This window comes from Winogradskya humida, from assembly GCF_016862215.1.
Lineage (GTDB): Bacteria > Actinomycetota > Actinomycetes > Mycobacteriales > Micromonosporaceae > Actinoplanes > Actinoplanes humidus.
This window is the reverse complement of record NZ_BOMN01000126.1, coordinates 46919-66096: the sequence shown is the minus strand read 5'-3', so window position 1 is coordinate 66096 and position 19178 is coordinate 46919. Positions and strand designations below refer to the sequence as shown.

The window sequence follows — 19178 nt, the reverse complement described above, 5'->3', positions numbered from 1 at the left end:
CTCAGGCTTCTGGGCTTTCGGCCATGACGGGTGCTCGGGCTGCTGGGTCTCCGGCCGTGACCCGTGCCCAGGCTGCTCGGCCTCCGTCCTCGAACCGTCCTCGGGCTGCTGGGCCTTCGGTCGTGAATTTCCTCAAGTTGATCGACGGTGGGCAGACCGATGCGGTGGTCGAGGCGGTGCTCAGGGCGTCGCCGACGCTGACCCGTGAGCAGTTCGACGGCTGGTGGACTACGGGCGAGGCGCCGCTGGCCGTCCTGGCGGCGGTCGGGTTGCTGCCCACTGCCGCGAAGACCGCCCAGATCCTGCGCCGCCGAGACATCGCACTCGACGCCGCAGCGGTCGGCCCGGTGGTCACCGTCGCACGTGCGCGCGGCATCCCCTGGCTCGCCGACCTGGCCCACCGCCTCGGCGACTCGGCGGAACGCTGGGATTTCGTCGCGGGCCTGCTCCACGCCGAGAACGCCGCGCCACCCACGAGCGAGGCCTTCGTCCAGGGCTGGCTGTGGGAGCTCGACTTCCCGCACATCCCCCGGCAGCGCAGCGTTCCGCTAATCGACCGGCTACGCACCGACCCGTTCCTGCCGGTCCTGCTGCCCAGGATCTTCGAGCTCGACGGTCTCGGCACCCGCCTGCTCTTCGAGTCGCGCCGCTCCGGCATCAAGCACGTCTTCCTCGACGCCCTCGCGCACCTCTGCGCGGACGGCACGCTCGACCGGGCAACCGTCCTGGACAGCACTCTCGATCGCCTGGTCCGGGGTGACCGGCCGGGGGCGATGCGCGCGTTCGTGGTCCTGCACGACCTCCTGGCCCCGACCCGGGAGGAAACCACTGCTCGCACCGGTGAATATCTGCGCCTGCTCACCGACGCTCCGGGAAACGTCGCGGCTATGGCGCAGAAGGCGTTGCCCGGCGCCGATGTCGAGGTGTCTTCGCTGCTCGACGCGTCCCGGGTGGTGCTGACCCGTCCCGAGAAGACCCTGGTGAAGAAGCAACTCACCTGGCTGGGCAAGCTCCCCCGATCACCGGAGGTCGCCGAGGTGATCGCCATCGCCGCGGATCATCCCGCTCCCGAGATCCGCGACCGTGCCCGCGCCCTCATCGGTGCCGGCCCCGGGCCGGCGGTCGCGGTGGTGACGGCGCGCGGTGACGACCTGCCCGCGCCCATCCGGCCGGCGGACGCCCCACCACCCATCTCCGATGTGGCCGAGCTACGAGAGGAGGTGGCGCTGCTGCTCCGCGATCTCAGCGCCGGCCCGCTCGAACGAGTCCTCGACGGCATCGTCCGCTTGTCAGCCACGACATCCCTCCCGAGCGCGGCGCGGCCGTCGGTTTTCGCGGGCGAGGTTCAGTCGTCGTCTTTCGCGGGCGTGCTGCGGCCGATGGTGGAGACCGGCAACTTCGGGCGGGACGGTTGGGACGCGCTGTGTCTGTGTCCGGCGATCGGGGGAGCCCTGTGGGCCGTGGCCGCTCCGTCCGCCGGTGCCCGCGCCACCTGGCTCGGCAAGCTCGGGGAAATCCTCCGCGCCCATGAGCATCCGTTGCAGGGCCGTGGCAGCGTTCCGCCCCTGCACCGGCTCCTTGCGTTACGGCTCGCAGAGATTCCTGCCCTGCTCAGCTATGGCGGATCCCGGCCTCTCGACAGAGCCGGCCTGACCCTGCCCGCAGGCGGCGGCCCGGTCGGCTATCACGGGCTTCTTGCCGCCCCGACCTCGTCGACCGGCGCGATCGACGCGACCGCCCTCTACGAACGCATCGCAGCGCTCGGTGACCGGGCGCCGTGGCGGTGGGACCTGTTCCAGGCGTTCCTGCGGATCGAGCCGGGCGTCGACGAACAGCTCGCCACCCGCGCGGCGGCCCTCGGCACACCGGCGGGCGACGCGCTCGCGGCCCGGCTGCGCGCCGGCGGCCTGCCACAGCCGCTGCAGGAGGAGGTGCTCGTCGAGCGCCGCCCGAACAAGACCGGTCGCTTCTGGCAGGACGAAGCCTGGGAGAGGCTGCCACCTTGGCGGCTGCTGACCCGCACAACCGCGCCGCCCGGCACCGACCCCGACAGTGAGGTCCTGCTCACGGGCATCGTCGGGACCACGGAGACCAGCTACCACCGGAGCTGGACGAGCTACTGGCCGGCGTTGCTGCCCCACCATCGTGGCCTGATCGCCGCGGCGGCCCTCCCGCAGGTGGCCTCGGCGGCGGACAGCGACATCCGGGACGGCGCCGCGATCCTGCCGCTCCTGGCCGAGTGCGCCGGGGACGGCGGGGCCGCGCTGCCGACGGCTGTCGCGTACGGCCTAGCCGCTCGCCACCCCCAGGACCGCGTCGCGGCACTCGACGCGTTCCTCTCCCTCGCCGCGGCCGGCACCCTCGACCCGACCGCCATCGGCTCCAGCCTCGGCCGCCTGGCCGTCCGCGACGCCCTGAAACCGAGCCGCTTCCTCGAACCCCTCCGCGACGCCGCCGCGGCCGGAGCGCCACTATCGGTCTGGCGTGTGCTGGCCGCGGCCCTGCCCCCGATGCTCAAGGCCCCCAAACCACCCCGCGGCACTCCCGACCTGCTCACCCTGGCGACCGAGACGGCCACAACCACCGGCGTAAGCCTGGAGGTCGACGGCCTCGCCGCGGCCGCCGCCCGTCCCGGTTCCGGCCGTCTCGTGACCGAGGCCCGCCGACTGGCCGGGGCGAACGCATGAGTCTCCGGACCGCGATCGAGGCGGGCGACGTGGCCTCAGTGGTCACAGCCGTCCGCAGCCCCGACGAGCTGGGCCGCCGCGAGGCCCGCACGGCCTTCACGGCGATGACACGCGACCGTGAGGTCTGGTGGGACGGCACCCGGGGCGCCGCACTGAGCGTCGCTGTCGTCGGATGCCAGCCCACCGCCGCGACGGCCGCGCAGATCCTCGGCCGCCCCTCGGTGGGCCTTCCGGAAGAGGCCGTCGCGCCGGTGCTCGAAGTGGCCCGTGCGCTCGGCGTTCCCTGGCTTGTTGAACTCGCCAACAGACTGGCCACCGTCCCCGATCCGGACTGGCGGTTCGTCGCCGGGCTCATCCGCGCGGAAGGAGCCCCACCGCCCACGGGGGATCGCTTCGTCGAGGGCTGGGCGACCGACCTGGGGATGCGCGACCTCGACCGGCCCCTCGCCGATCGGTTACGAGACGACCCGTTCCTTCGGGCCCTGCTGCCGAGGCTGTTCGAGGTCGACACCGTCGGTCTGCGACTACACTTCCCCGACCTGTGTACCGGCCGGGAGAACGGGTTCGCCGATGCTGTCGCCCAGTTGAGCAGGGAAGGTGTGCTCGATCGTGCTGACCTGATCGGTGCGACGCTCGACCGGCTGCTGCGAGGGGACCGGCCGAAGGCGTTGCGGGCGTTCATCATGCTGCACGAGACACTTGCGCCGACCGCCGCCGAAGTCGTCGCACGACCCGGGGACTATCTGCGGCTGCTGACCGACGGACCGGTGAGCGTCGCGACCATGGCGCAGCGGGTTCTGCGTACGGTCGACCTGCCTGATCGGGATGCCTTGCTGGAGGCGTCGCGGGTGGTGCTCGCGCGCCCCGAGAAGGCGTTGGTGAAGGCGCAGCTCGCCTGGCTCGGCGTCGCCGGACCGGCTGCCCCGGTGGTGTTCTCGTCGCCTCGGGGTGATGACCTGCCTGCGCTTGCGTTGCCGCAACCCGCGCCTCCTCCCATAACCGACGTTGACACCCTGGTCGAGGAAGTCGCGCTCCTTCTGCGGCGCAGGATTCCCGACGGGCCGGTGGAGCGGGTGCTCGACGGCCTCGTCCGGCTCGCCGCGGTGGATGACGGACGGCTGGCGGGCGCACTGCGACCCCTCCTGCGGGATGCGCGCGGGTGGGTCTTCCGGAGACATCGCAACGAGCCGCACTGCCTCTGCGAATCGATGGGTGACCTGCTCCGGGCCGCGGCGGGGCTGGAACGCGAACGGGAGCCGCAGGACTGGTCCAGTGAGAACGAGCCGGATCCGGCACGGGCCGCACCCGCGGTCCTGGTGCGTCGTCGTCTCGAGGAGGCCACCGCCCGGCTCGGCAGCACTCCGAGTCTGCTCTGCACGCCGACCTCGATGACGGGTTCGCTGGACGGTTCGGTGTTACTCGAACGCATCGCCTCGCTCGGAGACCGCGAACCGTGGCCCGTGGACCTGACGCAGGCGCTGCTCCGGCTGCCACTGGCCCCCGACAACGGGTTGGCAGCCCAGGCGGAGGCACTGGGGAGCAGCGCTGGGAAGGCGCTTGCTGCGCGGCTCCGCTCGGGCGGGCTGCCGCAGCCGGGCCAGTACACGGTGTCGGTCGAGTTCAGCCGGAAGCTCGACGACGCGGACGTACGGGAGTCCTTCGGCCTGTGGCCCCGGCGTCTTCTGGTCGAGACGGCACCGCCCGCCGGCCTCGGCTTCGAGCTGGTGGAGCTGCTCGACGTGACCGTCGGCGAGTACTACTCGACGCGTGCCGAGGAGGACTGGTCGCGGCACTGGGCACTGGCGATGCCGCACCATCGTGGCGTTGTAGCCGCGGCGGCGCTGCCACTCCTGGCCGCTGCTGCGGATCGGGACATCGACGATGGCAGCACCGCCATCCTGCCTCTGCTGGCCGACTGCGACGGGGACGGGGGAGTGGCGCTCGACCTGGGATTGGCATACGCGGTGAGCGCCCGGCGGCCGGCCGATCGGATCGCCGCGCTGGACGCCTTCCTGACGATGGCTGCCACCGGAACGCTCAACCCGGAGGGCATCGGCGAGCTGATCGGCGTCCTGTCGACGTCAGGCCCGCTCAAGCCGACCCGCATCGTCGAGGTCCTTCGCGACGCCGCGTCCGCCGGTGCACCGCTCTCGGTCTGGCGCCTGCTGGCGGCGGCGCTTCCCCACCTGCTGCGTGGCGCTCCGCCCGAGACACCACCGCCCAGAATTACCCTGCCTCGGCCGTCGGGAGTCGCGCCGAAGGTGCCGCGGGGCACGCCCGAGCTGCTTGCCCTCGCGACGGAGACGGCGGTGGCGACGGGGGTTCGGCTGCCGGTCGACGGGTTGGACGCGGTGGCTGCCTGGCCCGGGTCCAGCCGCGTCGTGGTGGAAGCGCGGCGGCTCGCTGAAGCTTTGCGTTCAGCGGGGGGCACGGGTGGAAGCGCGGCGGCTCGCTGAAGCTTGGCGTTCAGCGGGGGCACGGGTGGAAGCGCGGCGGCTCGCTGAAGCTTGGCGTTCAGCGGGGCCACGGGGGGGGTGACTGACATTGACCCCGCCTATGGAGGCGGCCGACAGCTAATGGGATAACCGAAATTCGGCGCCGACATCATCACGTTGACGGGTGGCGGGGCGGTCCGGAGGCTGGGCGGGTGGGAACCCATCGTCGCTCGTCTGCGGGGCTTGTCTGGACCGCGGGCGGGGCTGCTGTCGCCGTTGCTGCTGTGATCGGTTTTGTTGTGCTGCGGGGTGCCGGTGGCTGGCGGGCCGACCCGGTGGCCGTGGCCGGAAATCCCACGGGGTCGGTGGTGGCCGGTCCGTTGGCCAGTGCGGCTCCGCCGGCGGGCGCGGCGGTTTCCGGCAGCGCGCAGCCGTCAGCGGGTGCGGCATCCGGCAGCGCGCAGCCGTCATCGGGCACGCCGGCATCTGGGAGCGCACAGCCGTCGGCGAGCGTGGCGGGACCCAGCGGCGTGCGGCCCACGGCGAGCAAAAAGGTGGCCGGAAGCGGGGCTTTCTGGGATGCGGGTGGGATTCCGAAGGCCAAGAATGTGCTCACCGTGAAGGTGCTGAACCGGACCAACGGGAAGTACCCCGACAGCAAGGTCTATTGGAGTTTCAACGGCCAGACCCATTCGATCGCGGAGCAGCCTTTTCTTGACATGCCCGCTAATTCGGCCGGTCGGATGTATTTCCATCTGGGCTCGCCGGATGCCGCGTTGAACGACTTCGTGGAGTTCACGGTGGGGGCCGATCAGTTCAACGGGAACACCACGCGGGTCGATGCGTTTGTGCTCAAGCTGGCGATGCGGTTGCACTCCAGCAGCGGTGCGGACCTCACGGTCGGGGAGGACCAGGCGACGTTCGCGGAGTCGCGGGCGGCTACGTTCCGGCGGTTCCGGGACGCTGTGCCCGCGGAGTTCGATCACCTGGCCGAGGGGACGACGCGGATTCTTTCGCCCGGTGGCGATCCGCAATTCCGGGCCGGGGGAAAATATGCCGGCTATTTCCCGGGTGACATTGCGACCTCGGACATTTTCGGATGCGCTGGACCGTTATCCGGCAAGCCCGATCAGTGCGCGCAGCTCAACCGGAACTCTACGAGCGCCAGCCCGAGCACGTTCTACCAGAAATCCCCGGCCAACTATTACGCCAAGTTCTGGCACGACAACGCTATCGGACACAAAGCTTATGGCTTCGCGTACGACGACGTAGCGGCCCAATCGACCTACATCTCCCACACCGACCCGAAGTACCTGCTGGTCGCCGTCGGCTACTGACATGCGGGCCAGCGCTCCGGCCTTCAGGGCGGGGGTGAGGGCCCATGTTGGGAGGGCCGTGCCCGGCGAAGTAAGAGCCGGACCAGAGCTTGTTGACCTGGTAGTAGTGCCGTACCCGGTCAGGGAACTCCTGGCGCATCCGTCGCGACGACACGCCCTTCAACGAGTTGACCGGCTTCGCCGGGGCGACTTTGGGTGGGAAGTTGACGAGTAGGCAGATGTGGTTGAACTCGACCAACTCGGTCTCGAAGTCCGTGCATACCGACCACATGATCTCGCCCATCCGGGCGAGGTGTCGGTCGCTGAACATTCTGTGCCGAAATTTGTGACGAAGACCAAATGGCGTGCGCTGCAAAGAATGTCAAGGCCGCCGGGCAGGCGGACTTCCACAACCGTGGAGCGCAGGTAAGACCAGCATTCGTGCCGGCACCGCGCGGTGAAGCGGTAACCCACCCGGACGCTGCGTGTTCCACGCGCAGTGTGGAGGGAATTTCCGTCCTTGAGCTTCAGGGCGGAGAAGTCCTTGAGCTTCAGGGCGGAGAAGATGTCAATGAAGGATCAGCGTGACGTTCTCGGAGGCTGCGCGCTTGTCCACGAGGGCCGGGTCGAGGTTGGCGCAGAGGACGATGCTGGCGCCGGCGAAGAGTGGGGCTAGGAGCCAGTCGAGCGGGTCGGGGTGGGCCGTGGCGTCGACCAGGACCCGGGTGCCGGGCGTGATGCCGAGGGATGACGCGCGCGCTGATGCCGTACCCGAGAGGGAAGCGTGGGTGATGTCGCCCAGGGCGTGGTCCGAGGGGGTTACCGGCTGGGGGGCGACGAAGCGGTCGCCGAAGCCTCGTACCTCGATCGTGTAGTCCGCGTAGCCGTCGGGGAGCGGGCGCAGCGGCATCGCGAGCGGCAGGAGGCCTGTCGCGTAGCGGTCGCCGGCCGACCAGGTTGCCGCTGAGGCCAGCTCGGCGGGGCTGGTGAAGAGCACGTCCGCCGGGCCGGGGACGGCGGTCGGGGCCGCGGTGAGGCCCGCTGACCAGGCGCCCAGCAGGATCGCGGCGGTCTGCCAATGCGGAGGCAGCAGTACGGCCGCCGTGTCGCCCTGGCCCAGGCCGGCGCCGTCGACGAGGAGGTTGGCCGTCTTGGAGACCCAGTTGTCCATCGTTGCGCCGGACAGCTCCGTGCGGTCGCCTGAGGCGTCGTCGTACCAGGTCAGCAGGGGGACCGTCGGGTCGCGGCGGACAGCTTGCGCGAATGCGGCGGGGATGGTCTCGTTCATCACGAAAGACGATAGTCGCATCACGGAGAGTGGATGTGGGCGGCGCGCACCGGAAGTACACGTAACGGCAAGATGACGTGGGGCGTCGCAGTTCACACGGGATGCATCGAGCGGCGTACCCTTGGCCGTGGTCTGGCCCACAGCTTTGAGGAGTTGCAAGTGACCGCCGGTCGTCCGCCCCGAGTCCTCGTCGACGCCACTAGCGTCCCCGCCGACCGAGGCGGTGTCGGCAGATACGTCGACGGGCTGCTCGGCGCGCTGGGAAGCATCGATCCTGACCGCCTGGACCTCGCCGTGGTGGCGCAGCGTTCAGATGCGGAGCGTTACTCCCGGATGCTCACCAACGCCGAGGTCATCGCCGGCCCGTCCGCGGTGGCCCATCGTCCCGCCCGGCTCGCCTGGGAGCAGACGGGTCTGCCGCTGCTCGCCCAGCAGGTCGGCGCCAAGGTGCTGCATTCGCCGTTCTACACGTGCCCGTTGCGCGCGGGTTGCCCGGTCACGGTCACCGTGCACGACGCGACCTTCTTCACCGAGCCGGAGCATTACGACAACACCAAGCGCACGTTCTTCCGCAGCGCCATCAAGACCTCGCTGCGCCGGGCCGCCCGCGTCATCGTGCCGAGCAAGGCCACCCGCGACGAGCTGATCCGGCTCCTCGACGCCGACCCGACCCGCATCGACGTGGCCTACCACGGGGTCGACCAGACGGCGTTCCACGCGCCCAGCGACGAGGAGAAGGCGCGGGTGCGGGCCCGGCTCGGCCTGGGTTCCTCGGGCTACGTCGCGTTCCTCGGCGCCAAGGAGCCCCGCAAGAACGTGCCCAACCTGATCCGCGGCTGGGCCCGCGCTGTCGCCGACTGGCCGCACCCGCCCGCGCTGGTCGTCGCCGGTGGCCAGGGCCACGACGACGAGATCGACCGTGCGGTGGCCGAGGTCCCGTCGCACCTGCGGCTGCTGCGTCCCGGCTATCTTCGGTACGCCGACCTGCCCGGTTTCCTCGGCGGCGCCCTCGTGGCGTGCTACCCGTCCTTCGGTGAGGGTTTCGGGCTCCCGATCCTGGAGGCGATGGCCTGCGCCACGCCGGTCCTCACCACCCCGCGCCTGTCGCTTCCGGAGGTCGGCGGGGACGCCGTCGCGTACACCACGGAAGACCCGGACCGCATCGCCGAGGACCTCGCCGACCTCCTGCACGACGAGCCCCGGCGGCTCACTCTGGCCAAGGCAGGCTTCGATCGGGCCAAGGAGTTCACGTGGGCAACAAGCGCAGAGGTTCATGTAACGACATGGAACCGCGTGGCGTCGTAGTTATTCGCTACACTCCGTGCGCATGAGTGACAACCAGGGTGGGCTCTACGCCGTCATCCCAGCAGGTGGCAGTGGCACTCGTCTATGGCCCTTGTCCAGGGCGGGTCACCCGAAGTTCCTGCACCCCTTGACCGGAACGGACGCGTCGCTGCTGCAGGCGACCGTCGATCGGCTGCTGCCCATGACAGAAACCGACCATATCTTCGTCGTGACGGGCGTGGCGCACGCCGCCGCCGTGGCACGCCAGCTCACTGCCGTGCCGGAAGAGAACATCCTCGTCGAGCCCTCGCCACGCGACTCCTGCGCGGCGATCGCCCTCGCCGCGGCGGTCATCGCCCGGCGCGAGCCCGAGGCGATCATGGGTGCGTTCGCCGCCGACCACCTCATCGCGAACGGCGAGCACTTCATCGACGTCATCAAGCAGGCGATGAACGGCGCCGAGCAGGGTCTGCTGATGACCCTGGGCATCACGCCGACCCGCCCCGAGACCGGCTACGGCTACGTCCAGTGCGGCAGCCCGGTCGGCGACGGCCCGGTGCTCGCGGTGGAGGAGTTCAAGGAGAAACCCTCCTACGAAGTCGCCGAGAGCTATGTCAAATCCGGCAACTACCTGTGGAACGCCGGCATGTTCGTGTGGCGGGTCGACGTCTTCCTCACCGAGCTGGCCCGCCAGCAGCCCCAACTGCACGCCGGCATCGCCCGGATCGCGCAGGCCTGGGATTCCCCGTCACGCGAGGACGTCCTCGGCGAGGTCTGGCCCACGCTGCCCCGCATCTCGGTCGACTACGCCGTCATGGAAGGCGCCGCCGCCGTCGGCCGGGTCGGCACGGTCCCCGGCGACTTCGGCTGGAACGACGTCGGCGACTTCCACACCCTCGGCGAGGTCCTCGCCGCCGACCAGGCCGGCAACGTCGTCGTCGGCCAGGACCCCTCGGCCGGCGTCGGCGTCATGCTGAAAGAGTCGGAAAACCTCGTCGTCGTCCCGACCTCGGGCCGCCTCGTCGCCGCCCTCGGCGTCCGCGACCTCATCATCGTCGACACCCCGGACGCCGTCCTGGTCTGCCCCCGGGACCGCGCCCAGGAGGTCAAATCCATCGTGGACGAGCTCAAGGAAACCGGCCGCCTAAGCTACATCTAGGCCGGCCCGGCATGAAACGGCACAAATTACACCCAGCCCCCGGCTTTGGCCGGGGGCTGGTGTTTGTCCAGGCCCCCGCCGGATGCCGGAAGGCCCAGCGATCCGACCAGCACCCGGGCCGGAGGTGCCGCTGTTCGGTCGGCGTCCGGGCCTGATCAGCTATTCGGAAGGGGCAGTCGTGGCGGGATTCGACACAGCAGCGGAGTTGAGGGCGCGGCTCGGTGACCCTGCGGGCGCGTGGGAATTTCTGCGTCGGTTCGCGCGAGCCTGGGAGCTGGGGGAAAGCGGCGACCCGGCACGGTCCGAGACTCAACTCGATGGTGCGTTGCGGGAGGCGTACGCGGTCGGCGGCGTCCTGGATCCCGGAGCGCTGGAGGTGCAGGACAACGTCCTGGTCTTCCACTACGCCGACCCGATGATCACAGAGACGATGTGGGGTATCCCGCTCGATGTCGCCGGTCAGCCGGACCCGCCGGTGGTGATCAACACTGGCGATGGGACCTGGCAGCCGTATCTTGAGCGGGTGTCGCTGGCCTGTGTCGATCTGGCCCTGACCGCGGTGATCCAGGACCACGACGAACGGCTGGGCAACGCGTGTGAGTTGCCGGCGGAAATGGTCGAATCAGCCATGGCCGCTTTCAATCGCGTGCCGCTGCCGGACCTGCCTATGTGGATCGGTGTTGAAGAGTCGCCAGTGCGCTGGTGGTCGGGGCCGGGACAGTTGCTGCGCACCCATGGGGACGGGGGTGTGTGGCTGTGGGTCAGCGCCCAGACCAGAGACGATCTGGAGGCGGTGTACGCCGCCATCCCCTGTGCGGAATGGAATACCTGACCGCGGCAAAGCGCAGCTGCTCAGTGGTCCAGGCGGGCGAAGGCGGGTGCCAGTTGCTGGACTACGCCGTCGGCGAGGGGTGACGGGAGGGCGTCGGCGGGGAACCAGGACAGGTCTGCTGACTCGTCGCTGATCTGCTCGATCGCGCCGGTGGGGCAGACAGCCAGGTAGCGGACGTCGTAGTGCCAGGACTCCGTGGCCGGCTGGCCATCCGCGGGGGCGCAGCGGACGGCGTGGATGTCGATGTCGATCGGGGTGGGGTCGAGGCGCAGGGTGGTGATGCCGGATTCTTCGGTGGCCTCGCGCACGGCGGCTGCCGCGAGGGTCTCGTCGGTGGGCTCGCAGTGGCCGCCGAGCTGCATCCACAGGCCCAGGCGGCCGTGGAGGCAGAGCAGGACGCGCCGGTCTTCCCCGACGATCAGCGTGCTGGCCGTGACGTGGCCCGGGCGGTGGGCTCGGGTTGTCGCGGTCGGGCCGGCGGTCAGGAGCTCCAGCGTGCGCTTGCGGGCCGACTCCGCCGCGTCTGAGGTGGCGTTCCAGCCGTTGAGGGTGCTGACGGCGTCGTCGTAGAGGGTCACGCGGCGGCTCCAGAGACGGCGATGGTCATGCGGCGGCTCCAGAGACGGCGATGGTCATGCGGAGGGTCCGGAGACGGCGGCTGCGGCTCCGGAGACGGCGATGGTCGCCCCTGACTCGTCGTAGGCGACCGCCGATGCCAGGCCCTCGGCGGCCAGCGCCGCACGCAGCCGTTGCACGTCGGCGCCGAAGCGCATGAGCGCCGAAGGTGACGAAGAGGGCGCGGTGCAGCGCAGGGTTTGTGGCGAGGGGACGTCGACCGCGTCCGTCATTCCCGCGAGCTCGATGGCCCGCTGGACGGAGGACTCGGGAGCGGGGCGGTCGGTGGTGGTGTCGGTGAGTGCAGCCGCGTCGCGCAGGCCCGAAGCGTGGGCCTCCGCGGTGCCGAGGGAGAACATGTCGCTGGCCGCGTCGCGAAGAAGGACCGTGGCGCCGGGGCCGTCCTGGGTGCCTGCGCCCGGGTAGCCGCGCACGACTGCGACCGGCACCTGGTCGCACTTGCCCTTGACCAGCTCGCCGGCGGCGGCCAGCTCGTCGATGACGGCGATCTGGGTGAGCTGGAGCTCGTTGCCGTAGGGGTCGATCTCGCCGCGGTGGTCGCGGATGGGTTCGATGCCCGCTGCGCCGAGCGCGACGTCGGTCAGGCCGTTGCGCCAGGCCCGGCCCATCGTGTCGGAGACGATGACGCCGACGTGCAGGCCGCGGGTGGCGAGGTCGGCTCGCAGGCGGCGGGCCGAGTCGTCGGGGGCGACCGGCAGGAGGACGAGGTGGGTCTTGTCGACGTTGGAGGCGTCGATGCCCGCGGCGGCCATCACGAAGCCGTGGTGGGTCTGCACGATCGAGGTCGGGCCGCGGCGGGCGACCACGCGGCGGGTCTCGGAGTCGAGCACGCGGACCCGGGCGGCCTCGCGTTCCGGGCCGTCGGCGGGGACCTCGACCAGGCGGCCCTCCGCCTTGGAGACGATTTTGCTGGTCACGATCAGGACGTCGCCGTCGCGCAGCCAGGGGGCGTTGCGGGTGATCAGCTCGGCGAGGTCGTCACCGGCCGTCACGTCGCCGATGCCCCGCACCGGCAGAACCTCGAGCCCCTCCATCAGGCAACCCCCGCAAGATCCAGAGCGGCGGCGACCATCGAGGCCGTCGCCTCCTCACTCTTCATCCACAACGGAACTGCTTTTACGCGTACGCCGGGAACGTCGGTCTTGTCATCCGTGGTGTCGACCAGCCACCCGTCCAGCAGACCTTCGCCGGATCGGGCGCCGTAGAGGCCGCCCACGCCGGCCGCACTGACCTCGACGCCCAGTGTGTCGAGGCAGCGGTCGGCCATGCCGCGCACCGGCGAGCCACCGATGATCGGCGAAACCCCGACAACGGGTGCCGGACCGTTCTTCACGGCGTCCCTGAGCTCCTGCACGGCGAGAATGGGCGCGACGGAGACCACGGGGTTGCTGGGCGCCACGAGCACCACGTCGGCGGCGGCGATGGCCTCCAGCACCCCGGCAGCGGGTTTCGCGGCGTCCGCGCCCACGAAGACGAACCGGTGCGTCGGCACGTTTCCGCGGTAACGCACCCACCACTCCTGGAAGTGGATCGCCTTGCGCTCACCCTCGACGTCGACGACCACGTGGGTCTCGAGCCGGTCGTCGGTCGCCGGGATCATCGTGATGCCCGGCTGCCACCGCTCGCAGAGGGCGGCGGTGACCTGCGACAGGGGATAGCCCGCGCTGAGCATCGTCGTGCGTACGAGATGAGTGGCCGTGTCCTTGTCGCCCAGGCCGAACCACGTCGGCTCCGCGCCGTATTTCGCGAGCTCCTCCTTGACCACCCAGGTCTCACCGACGCGGCCCCAGCCACGCTCGGGGTCCGCCGCGCCGCCCAGCGTATACATCACACTGTCGAGGTCCGGACATATTTGCAGGCCGTGCATGCGAACGTCGTCACCGACGTTCACCACCGCCGTGACTTCGGCACCGATGCTCCGCGCATAAGCGCGCACGCCCACCAGGAAACGGGCGCCACCGATGCCCCCGGTCAGGACCACGATCCGCATTCGTCCATCCTTGCGCACCGGAGCCCGGTTCGTGGCCCGTGGGTGGCGGGTGTGATGTGGCTATCGGGACTACGCTGAGTGCCCCTGCCCCGAATCCCCCATCCAGGAGAGCAGCTGTGACCAGTACGCCACAGCCCGGTTCGGCCCAGCCAGGCTCCGGCCCGGCCCAGCCCAGCCCGGGTCCGGAACAGCCCAGCTCGCCGCCCGCGCCCTCGTCGGGTGCGGGTGCCCAGCCCGGCCGCCCGGTCAGCGCGCTGCTCCGCCCCCTGCGCGACCTCGCCGTGTATGCGCTGGTCGGCGCGCCCGCGGTCTGGCTCTTCGTAGCGATCATCCGGCTCATCCCCTCGGACGTGGGGCTGACCTTCCTCACCCGGGCGCAGAACAGCTTCTACAGCTTCGTCAACATCGAGCTGATCGTGATGCCGCTCGCCGCGGTCCTGCTCGCCCACCTGTTCCAGCCCCGCCACCCGCAGGCCCGGCTGGTGACGATCGTCGCCCTCGTCGAGTACGCCGTCGCCGGCTTCTTCGCCGTGGTCTTCGGCTTCCTCATCGCCATCGTGTCGATCGCGGGCAACGCCATCCGGGTCGCCTTCGAGGAGTTCCTGGTCCGGGCGGCGTGGCTCGCGGTGTTCGCACTCGCGGCCTACGCCGTCTTCCTGATCTGGCGCAGCCTCTACTACGCGCCGCGCCCCAAGCCGGTCGCCGGTCCGGGTCAGTACGGCAACCCGCAGCAGGCGTGGGGCCTCCCGCCGCAGGGCCAGTCGCCGCAGGGCCAGCCGCCCTACGGCCCGCAGGGTCAGCAGGGCTTCCCGTCCGGCCAGCCCGGCTTCCCACCCGCTCAGCCCGGTCAACAGGGTCAGCAGGGTCAGCAGGGTCAGCCCGGCTTCCCGTCGGACCCGCAGGGCTATCCGGGTCAGCAGGGCTACTCGGGTCAGCTGGGCCCACAAGGTCAGCAGGGTTACCCGGGTCAGCCGGGCCAGGCACCTTACGGCCAGGCACCGTACGGTCAGGCGCCCTACGGCCAGCCACCCGCGTCCCCGCCGGACACGTGGGGTCAGCCGCAGCAGCCCGCCTGGGGTGGCCCGACCGGCCAGCAGCCTGTCGTTGCGCAGCCCCCGGCTTCAGGCCCGCCGGCCCAGCAGTATTCAGCGCCGCCGGCCTCGTCACAGACCCCTCCCGGCCCTTTCGCACCTCACCCAGGCCAGCCCCAGCAGGGCCAGCCCCAGCAGGGTCAGTCTCAGCCGGGCCAGCCGCAGCCGGGAGCTTTCTCGGAGCCGACCGAGGCATTCCGCACCCGCGCGCCCGAGCAGGACGAGCGCACCCAGATCGTCGGCGACGAGCCCCCGCGCAGTTGAAAGACGAGCCCCGTGCAGCTGAAAGCAGCTGAATGAGGACTGCGGATGCCGGGCATCACTCCCCGGCGTCCGCGGTGTCGGCCCCGAGACGTAACTCCTCGGCGTCCAGCACCGTCTCGAACCTGCGCAGCACGAGGTCGTCGATCCGGCGTTCGTCGCGCAGGTGCACCACGACGCGGCGTTTTTCGCTGATCAGGGCGAGCCGGAGAGCGCGGTACTGCTCGCGGCGGTTGAGGCCGTCCGGTGCCGGTTCCGCCTCGGTCAGTTCGGTGCGGCGCTCTTCCACCTCGGAGCGGACGAGCGCGGTGATCTCCGGGTCGACGGCGAGGCGCTCGGCTTCGCCCGGGAGTAGTTGGAGTGCGGCTTCGACGGCGCGGCTTTCGGCGTACGCCATCTCGGTCTCGGAATTGTCTGTCGGTAGGCGTGCCCAACGCAGTACAGCGGGCAACGTCAGGCCCTGCACGACGAGGGTGACCAGGATGACGCCGAAGGTGACCACGATGATCAGGTCGCGCCCCGGCACGCCGGACGGGATGGCGAGCGCGGCGGCCAGCGAGACCGCGCCCCGGAAACCGGCCCAGGCGTTCGGCTGACGGCCCCGGAAACCGATCCGGCGGGCCCGTTGCTGTGGGCGGCGGTCCAGCGCCCTGATCAGGTACGGCGTGGTGTTGAGCCAGACCAGCCGGGTGCCGATCACCGCGGCGGCGACGAGCAGGGCATCAACAACGGCAGTCCTCAACGGGTACGACGTCAGGTCGTTGACGGCGCCCCGCAGCTCGAGCCCCACGAGGACGAACAGGGTGCCGTTGAGCAGGAACGTCGCGAGCTGCCAGAAAGCTCGCACCCGGATCCGCTCCTGCGCGGCGATCAGCAGCGAACCGGCCTGGCTGATGTAGAGCCCGGCGACGACCACCGCGAGCACCCCGGAGGCGTTGATCTCCTCCGCGAGCAGGAACGCGGCGAACGGGGTCAGCAGGCTCACCGTGTTGTTCAGCAGGGTGTCGCGGACCACGCCGCGCAGCCGGATGCTGAGCCAGCCCGCGGCGAGGCCGACGCCGATTCCGCCCGCGTACGAGATCAGGAAGTCCAGGGCGATCCCACCCGGCCCGACCCCGTCGTGGCCGGTGGCGATCTGGACCGCGATCCCGAAGATGACCAGGGCCGTGCCGTCGTTGACGAGGCTCTCCGCGCGCAGGATGGTCAAGTGTGCGGCGCGGCATCCGCCCGGCGACCGCCGCGACCGCGGTGGCATCGGTCGGCGCGAGCACCGCGCCCAGGATCCACGCCACCGGCCAGCTCAGCCCGAGCGCGTGTTACGGATCTCACTCAGCGACGTGTCCTGCGCCTCGGGGAACAGCAGGGCCGGCAGGAACACGAGAAGGACCAGCTCAGGCTGTAGGTGCACATCGGCCAGCCACGGTACGAAAGCCAGCGGCACCCCGCCGAGCAGCAGCACGATCGGCGCTGGCACCCCCAACCGCCTGGCCAGCAGCGTCAGCCCCCACACCGCGGCCCCGAGCAGAACCACAACCTGTAGCGCGGAGGTCTCCATAGCGTCAGTTGACCTTATTTCGGCCTAGGCTGCACGGGTGGGAGCCGTGGAAACAACGCCGACCGAAGCAAGCATCCGCCGAGCGCTCAAGCGTGCCGCCGAGGGTAAGGCGATCGATCCCGAGGAGGCGGGCGCGCTGCTCGCGGCGCAGGGACCCCAGTTCGACGAGCTGCTGGCGATCGCCGGGGGCATCCGGGACGCGGGTCTGCGGGAGGCGGGACGGCCGGGCGTCGTCACGTACTCCAAGAAGGTCTTCATCCCGCTCACCCGGCTCTGCCGTGACCGATGCCACTACTGCACGTTCGCGACCGTTCCACACAAGCTGCCCGCCGCCTTCCTGGAGCGCGACGAGGTGCTCGCCATCGCCCGCGAGGGTGCCGCCCAGGGTTGCAAGGAAGCGCTGTTCACGCTCGGCGACCGCCCCGAGGACCGCTGGCCCGCCGCGCGGCAGTGGCTCGACGAGCGTGGTTACGACTCCACCCTCGACTATGTGCGCGCCTGCGCCATCGCGGTGCTGGAGGAGACCGGCCTGCTGCCGCACCTCAACCCCGGCGTGCTGAGCTGGGACGACCTGCAGCGGCTCAAGCCGGTCGCGCCGAGCATGGGCATGATGCTGGAGACCACCGCGACGCGGCTGTGGTCCGAGCCGGGTCAGCCGCACTACGCCTCGCCCGACAAGGAGCCCGCCGTCCGGCTCCGGGTCCTCGCCGACGCCGGCCGGGTCGGCGTCCCGTTCACCACCGGCATCCTGATCGGCATCGGGGAGAACAAGGCCGAGCGCGCCGACGCCATCTTCGCGATGCGCCGGGCCGCCCGCGAGTACGGCCACATCCAGGAAGTCATCATCCAGAATTTCCGCGCCAAGCCGGACACGGCGATGCGCGGCATGCCCGACGCCGAGCTGCGCGAGCTGGCCGCGACCGTGGCGGTCTCCCGGATCATCATGGGCCCCCGCGCCCGGGTCCAGGCGCCGCCGAACCTCATCGACTCCGAGTACGACCTGCTGCTGCGCGCCGGCATCGACGACTGGGGCGGCGTCTCGCCGGTGACGCCCGACCACGTCAACCCCGAGCGCCCCTGGCCGCAGATCGAGCAGCTCCGCGAGATGTCCGCACGCTCGGGCTTCGAGCTTCGGGAACGCCTCACGATCTATCCCGAGTACGTCCGCCGCGGCGCCGAGGGCTGGCTCGATCCGCGCCTCGCCGCGCACGTGGCCGCGCTCGCCGACCCGTCCGGCCTGGCCCGCGAGGACGCCATCCCGGTGGGTCTGCCCTGGCAGGAGCCTGACGACGCGTACGCGACGGGCCGCACCGACCTCTTCGCCACGATCGACACCACGGGCCGCACCGAGGACCGCCGCGGCGACTTCGACTCGGTCTACGGCGACTGGTCTGCAGTGGCGTCCCACGTCAGCGTGGATACCGCCGGCCCTTCGCTCCCGGCGGATGCCCTTGCCGGCCTGCGACTCGCCGCGTCGGACCCGGCGCAGCTGCTGCTGCCGGAGCACGAGGACAAGGCGATGGCCCTGTTCAACGCGGACGGCCCGGCGCTCGACGAGATCGCCCGCATCGCCGACGACCTGCGCCGCGAGGTGAACGGCGACGACATCACGTACGTCGTCAACCGCAACATCAACTTCTCGAACGTCTGTTACGTCGGCTGCCGCTTCTGCGCCTTCGCCCAGCGCGAGAAGGACGCCGACGCCTACCGCCTGTCGGTCACGCAGGTCGCCGACCGGGCCCAGGAGGCCTGGCGGGACGGCGCCACCGAGGTCTGCATGCAGGGCGGGATCGACCCCAAACTGCCCATCACGGCGTACGCAGACCTGGTCCGCGCCGTAAAGGAGCGGGTGCCGGGGATGCACGTCCACGCGTACTCCCCGATGGAGATCGTCACGGGCGCCTCCAAGGCGGGTGTCTCCGTCCGCGACTGGCTCACCGAGCTGCGCGAGGCCGGGCTCGACACCATCCCCGGCACCGCCGCCGAGATCCTCGACGACGACGTCCGCTGGGTCCTCACCAAGGGCAAGCTCCCGGCGTCGACCTGGATCGACGTCGTCACCACGGCCCACCAGGTAGGAATCCGATCGAGTTCCACCATGATGTACGGCCATGTCGACCACCCTCGCCAGTGGCTGAACCACTTCCGGGTCCTCGCCGGGATCCAGGACGTGACCGGCGGCTTCACCGAATTCGTGGCGCTGCCGTTCATCCACACCAACGCCCCGATCTACCTGGCCGGCATCGCGCGCCCCGGTCCCACCTGGCGTGAGAACAGGGTGGTCCACGCGATGGCCCGGATCCTGCTGCACGGCCGCATCGACAACATCCAGTGCTCGTGGGTGAAGCTCGGCGACGAGGGCACCATCGCGATGCTGAACTCCGGCTGCAACGACCTGGGCGGCACCCTGATGGAGGAGACCATCTCCCGGATGGCCGGATCCGAGAACGGCTCGGCCCGGACGGTCGCGGAGTTGAAGGAGCTCGCAGCCCGCGCCGGCCGGCCGTCGGCGGAACGGACCACTGTCTACAGCCGTCGCTGAGCCGTGGTCCACGCCGCTCCCGGGTCTGCTCGATCGAGATGATCCACAAATCTCCGCCGTGATTCGGCGTGTCGGCGGGGTAGTCCGCGGGGGTGCGGACGT

General features: G+C 70.6%; 15 protein-coding genes. 8 read left to right on the top strand and 7 right to left on the bottom strand.

All coding sequences use genetic code 11. The features are described 5' to 3' along the window. Nucleotides 1-122: 122 nt before the first annotated feature. The 3 genes from Ahu01nite_RS43675 to Ahu01nite_RS43665 all read left to right on the top strand — a co-directional run bounded on the left by Ahu01nite_RS43675 (nucleotide 123) and on the right by Ahu01nite_RS43665 (nucleotide 6459). The gene (locus Ahu01nite_RS43675) at nucleotides 123-2687 is read left to right on the top strand and encodes a hypothetical protein (protein WP_203842669.1); all 2565 of its coding nucleotides are present in this window, start codon (nucleotides 123-125) and stop codon (nucleotides 2685-2687) included. Continuing rightward, nucleotides 2684-5143, top strand: coding sequence for a hypothetical protein (locus tag Ahu01nite_RS43670; protein WP_203842668.1), 2460 nt, complete (start codon nucleotides 2684-2686; stop codon nucleotides 5141-5143). Before Ahu01nite_RS43675 ends, Ahu01nite_RS43670 begins: the two co-directional genes overlap by 4 nt. 263 nt (nucleotides 5144-5406) lie before the next feature. After that, nucleotides 5407-6459 carry a glycoside hydrolase family 64 protein gene (locus Ahu01nite_RS43665; RefSeq protein ID WP_239159619.1) on the top strand — a complete coding sequence of 351 codons (1053 nt, stop codon included), beginning with the start codon at nucleotides 5407-5409 and terminating at the stop codon, nucleotides 6457-6459. Here Ahu01nite_RS43665 and tnpA read toward each other — a convergent pair. Next, nucleotides 6353-6814: an IS200/IS605 family transposase gene (gene tnpA / locus Ahu01nite_RS51570; RefSeq protein ID WP_275411828.1), complete on the bottom strand. Its 462-nt coding sequence runs from the start codon at nucleotides 6812-6814 to the stop codon at nucleotides 6353-6355. The two genes, Ahu01nite_RS43665 and tnpA, sit on opposite strands and share 107 nt — an antisense overlap. Before the next feature lie 192 nt (nucleotides 6815-7006). After that, nucleotides 7007-7726 (bottom strand): TIGR03089 family protein, encoded by a 720-nt coding sequence (locus Ahu01nite_RS43655; RefSeq protein WP_203842665.1) that lies wholly within the window; start codon nucleotides 7724-7726, stop codon nucleotides 7007-7009. Between the two features lie 159 nt (nucleotides 7727-7885). Between Ahu01nite_RS43655 and Ahu01nite_RS43650 the strand changes: the two genes are divergently transcribed. The 3 genes from Ahu01nite_RS43650 (at nucleotide 7886) to Ahu01nite_RS43640 (ending at nucleotide 11001) form a co-directional block, all read left to right on the top strand. After that, the gene (locus Ahu01nite_RS43650) at nucleotides 7886-9031 is read left to right on the top strand and encodes a glycosyltransferase family 4 protein (protein ID WP_203842664.1); all 1146 of its coding nucleotides are present in this window, start codon (nucleotides 7886-7888) and stop codon (nucleotides 9029-9031) included. A 22-nt stretch (nucleotides 9032-9053) separates the two neighbouring features. Next, nucleotides 9054-10169, top strand: coding sequence for a mannose-1-phosphate guanylyltransferase (locus Ahu01nite_RS43645; protein ID WP_203842663.1), 1116 nt, complete (start codon nucleotides 9054-9056; stop codon nucleotides 10167-10169). A gap of 178 nt (nucleotides 10170-10347) precedes the next feature. Beyond that, nucleotides 10348-11001, top strand: coding sequence for a hypothetical protein (locus Ahu01nite_RS43640; RefSeq protein ID WP_203842662.1), 654 nt, complete (start codon nucleotides 10348-10350; stop codon nucleotides 10999-11001). A 20-nt stretch (nucleotides 11002-11021) separates the two neighbouring features. Here Ahu01nite_RS43640 and Ahu01nite_RS43635 read toward each other — a convergent pair whose 3' ends face one another. Genes Ahu01nite_RS43635 through cofD form a run of 3 tightly spaced genes read right to left on the bottom strand, consistent with a single transcriptional unit; the run spans nucleotide 11022 to nucleotide 13627 of the window. Then, on the bottom strand, nucleotides 11022-11579 hold the full coding sequence (locus Ahu01nite_RS43635) for an NUDIX hydrolase (protein ID WP_203842661.1): 558 nt from the start codon (nucleotides 11577-11579) through the stop codon (nucleotides 11022-11024). A 54-nt stretch (nucleotides 11580-11633) separates the two neighbouring features. Then, complete coding sequence (locus Ahu01nite_RS43630) at nucleotides 11634-12671, bottom strand: coenzyme F420-0:L-glutamate ligase (protein WP_203842660.1); 1038 nt, start codon at nucleotides 12669-12671, stop codon at nucleotides 11634-11636. Continuing rightward, a complete protein-coding gene (gene cofD, locus Ahu01nite_RS43625; protein WP_203842659.1) occupies nucleotides 12671-13627 on the bottom strand; it encodes a 2-phospho-L-lactate transferase in 957 nt (318 codons plus the stop codon). The genes Ahu01nite_RS43630 and cofD overlap by 1 nt, the downstream gene beginning before the upstream one ends. Before the next feature lie 116 nt (nucleotides 13628-13743). On the opposite strand from cofD, the gene Ahu01nite_RS43620 reads away from it, so the two are divergent. After that, a complete protein-coding gene (locus Ahu01nite_RS43620; protein ID WP_203842658.1) occupies nucleotides 13744-14982 on the top strand; it encodes a hypothetical protein in 1239 nt (412 codons plus the stop codon). Nucleotides 14983-15037: 55 nt separating this feature from the next. On the opposite strand, the gene Ahu01nite_RS43615 is transcribed toward Ahu01nite_RS43620, so the two are convergent. Together Ahu01nite_RS43615 and Ahu01nite_RS43610 are read right to left on the bottom strand one after the other, a co-directional pair. Next, nucleotides 15038-16186 carry a Na+/H+ antiporter gene (locus Ahu01nite_RS43615; protein ID WP_203842657.1) on the bottom strand — a complete coding sequence of 383 codons (1149 nt, stop codon included), beginning with the start codon at nucleotides 16184-16186 and terminating at the stop codon, nucleotides 15038-15040. A 93-nt stretch (nucleotides 16187-16279) separates the two neighbouring features. Then, a complete protein-coding gene (locus tag Ahu01nite_RS43610; RefSeq protein WP_203842656.1) occupies nucleotides 16280-16534 on the bottom strand; it encodes a hypothetical protein in 255 nt (84 codons plus the stop codon). A gap of 46 nt (nucleotides 16535-16580) precedes the next feature. Between Ahu01nite_RS43610 and Ahu01nite_RS43605 the strand changes: the two genes are divergently transcribed. After that, nucleotides 16581-19076 carry a bifunctional FO biosynthesis protein CofGH gene (locus Ahu01nite_RS43605; RefSeq protein ID WP_203842699.1) on the top strand — a complete coding sequence of 832 codons (2496 nt, stop codon included), beginning with the start codon at nucleotides 16581-16583 and terminating at the stop codon, nucleotides 19074-19076. The last annotated feature ends 102 nt before the right edge of the window (nucleotides 19077-19178 follow it).

Excerpts from the sequence above, each read along its gene's own strand:
- Ahu01nite_RS43670 (WP_203842668.1), top strand. The coding sequence starts at position 2,684 with ATGAGTCTCCGGACCGCGATCGAGGCGGGCGACGTGGCCTCAGTGGTC.
- Ahu01nite_RS43655 (WP_203842665.1), bottom strand. The coding sequence starts at position 7,726 with ATGAACGAGACCATCCCCGCCGCATTCGCGCAAGCTGTCCGCCGCGAC.
- Ahu01nite_RS43645 (WP_203842663.1), top strand. The coding sequence starts at position 9,054 with ATGAGTGACAACCAGGGTGGGCTCTACGCCGTCATCCCAGCAGGTGGC.
- Ahu01nite_RS43630 (WP_203842660.1), bottom strand. The coding sequence starts at position 12,671 with ATGGAGGGGCTCGAGGTTCTGCCGGTGCGGGGCATCGGCGACGTGACG.
- cofD (WP_203842659.1), bottom strand. The coding sequence starts at position 13,627 with ATGCGGATCGTGGTCCTGACCGGGGGCATCGGTGGCGCCCGTTTCCTG.
- Ahu01nite_RS43610 (WP_203842656.1), bottom strand. The coding sequence starts at position 16,534 with ATGGAGACCTCCGCGCTACAGGTTGTGGTTCTGCTCGGGGCCGCGGTG.